Annotated in this window: 2 protein-coding genes; one reads left to right on the top strand and one right to left on the bottom strand. The window is 68.5% G+C overall.

Translation table 11 applies throughout. The features are described from left to right. The coding region (locus ACZ6C1_RS38965; protein ID WP_469247764.1) for an IS5 family transposase at positions 1-608 on the top strand (608 nt) is incomplete at its 5' end. Between the two features lie 102 nt (positions 609-710). Here the strand turns inward: ACZ6C1_RS38965 and ACZ6C1_RS38960 are convergent. After that, complete coding sequence (locus tag ACZ6C1_RS38960; protein WP_469247761.1) at positions 711-2,159, bottom strand: membrane-associated oxidoreductase; 1,449 nt, start codon at positions 2,157-2,159, stop codon at positions 711-713. Positions 2,160-2,287 lie beyond the last annotated feature (128 nt).

Here is a 2,287-nt window from a genome sequence, read left to right as displayed (position 1 = left end):
GGCCTGATCACCTGGGAGGTCAACGTCGACTCCACCGTCTGCCGGGCCCACCAGCACGCCGCCGGGGCGGCGAAAAAGGGGACCTCCAGAAGGAACCGCCCGGCGGTGTCTTCGTCGAGCCGGCCGACCACGGCCTCGGGCGGTCCCGGGGCGGGCTGACCAGCAAGATCCACCTTGCGGTCGAGCAGGGACAGAAGCCCCTGTCCGTGGTGATCACAGCTGGGCAGCGCGGCGACTCACCCCAGTTCGAGCCGGTCCTGGAAGCGATCCGGGTCCCCCGGCTGGGACTCGGCCGGCCGCGCAAGCGTCCGGACCGGGTCCGGGCCGACAAGGCATACGACTCCCGCAGCAACCGTTCCTACCTGCGCAGACGCGGGATCAAGGCCACGATTCCGGTGCCGGCGGACCGGGTCCGCAACCGGCTGAAGCACGGATCGCGTGGCGGGCGGCCGCCGGCGTTCGACAAGGATGACTACAAGCAGCGGCACGCTGTCGAGTGCGGAATCAACCGGCTCAAGCGGCACCGGGCCGTTGCCACCAGATACGACAAACTTGCCGTCCGCTACGAAGCGACCGTGCTGATCGCAGCCATCAACGAATGGCTGTGACCAGCACTTTCGCGACACCCCTAGGGCCTGTTGCGAGAGGTGGAAACGACGCCGGACCGTCTGCTTGGGAACCACGAAATCGCGGTTCCCAAGCAGGGCGGGTCATGGGCGGTTGAGGTTGCGGGTCACCCCGGCGGCGACGGTCGTGGCGAGGATCCAGCCTGCTGCGATCAGGAGATAGGACAGCCATTGGTAGAGGCCGGTGGGAGTGAATGCCTTCTCCTGGCCGAAGTCGACGATGGGCAGGAGCAGGTCGAGTGCGTAGACGACGGGATTGAACTCCGGACCTTTGCCGCGCTCGGCCGGGCGCGGGTGGTGGAGAGCGAAGGCGACGGAGCCGAGGAGCAGCAGGGCCAGGAGCCAGGCCATGGCACGGGTGGGGCGGAAACCGTAGCCGACGGTCGCGTCCTGGAGGTGGCCCCAGAGCTTTCCGTACCAGGGCAGCGTGGTGCGGTGCCGGCGTTGCTTGGCGAGCTGGACGGCACGGGCTTCGGCGTCGTCACCGACGCGGCGGTACACGGCCGCGAGCTGCTCGTAGGCGTGAGGAACGAAGCCGTCTTCGTCCCGCTCAAGCAGGGCAAGTCGTTGTGCGGCGGGCAGGCGCGGAGCGAGGGTCTCGTACGTCAGACCCTCCAGCCGCACGGTGGCGGGCCAGACCTCGGGCTTGGCGTGGATGACCTTGAAGTTGGAGTAGTGCATCTTGACGTCGCCGGAGACCGGGGCCGCGTCCCAGAGCGAGAACCCGGCTGCCTCACAGCTGCTGACTCCCAGTGCGACACCTCCCGGGTTGCGGAGCCGGGCCTCGATGAACGTGAGCCAGCCGGTGACCTTGGCCGCGGTGAGCCTGACCCGGCCTTCGGCGTGGAGGCCGCCCGCATTGAGTCTTGCTCCGACCGTGAGGTGAGCGGCATTGAGGGCATCGCCCGCTGGGTTCTCGATGTGGGCGTCCTCAAGATCGAGAGTGCCCTCGATACGGGCAGATCCCAGGCGTATCTCGCCCAGTGCCACGAGCCCGGGCGCCCAGATGTCGTTGCCGACGGAAGCCTGGCTGAGCTCGAGTGCGGGCTCACCGTCGACACCGAGGCGGGCGCGGTCGAGGAAGATTCCGCCCGTGACCTGAGCGCTGCCCAACTGCACGGTCCCGGGGATGCGGCAGTCGGTGAGCCGCAGGACGTCATTGACGCGTATGGCGGTGGCCCTGAGGGCGGGGAGGTGTGACGAGCTGAGGTCGAGCAGGCTGGTCTGTGTTCCGTGGAACTCCGGCGTCTGCTCAAAGTGGCAGGCGGTGAGGCGGACGGGGTGGGGTATCTCCGCATACTGGAGGTTCAGGACGCCGACGATCCGGGCGCCGGTGAGGTGGAGGGCGGGCACTTCGCCGGGTTCGGACGGATCGCTGAGGAGAAGGGTGCGGATGACCTCGGCGCGGACCGTTCGCTCGGGACCCCATGCGCGGGGATCCTCCGGGTCCTCGTCCTGGGCTTGGCGGAGCTCGATCGGTTCCCCGCGGGGGAAGGCCTGACAGAGGCGACGTTCCAGTGCGGTCAAGTCCATGATCTCCACTTGCGGGACCTTACCCCGTGGGGGCAAGCCGCTGTCCGTCGTGATCACGGCCGGTCGGCCCGGTGACCTCCCGCGGCGCAACGAGTGGCTGTGACTGGCACTTTCGCAACAGCCCCTAG

This window comes from Streptomyces sp. NPDC041796 (genome assembly GCF_055590785.1).
This window is presented reverse-complemented; position numbering and strand designations above follow the sequence as displayed.

What these genes read in the sequence shown, in the direction of transcription:
- ACZ6C1_RS38960 (WP_469247761.1), bottom strand. Translation starts at nt 2,159, where the DNA reads ATGGACTTGACCGCACTGGAACGTCGCCTCTGTCAGGCCTTCCCCCGC.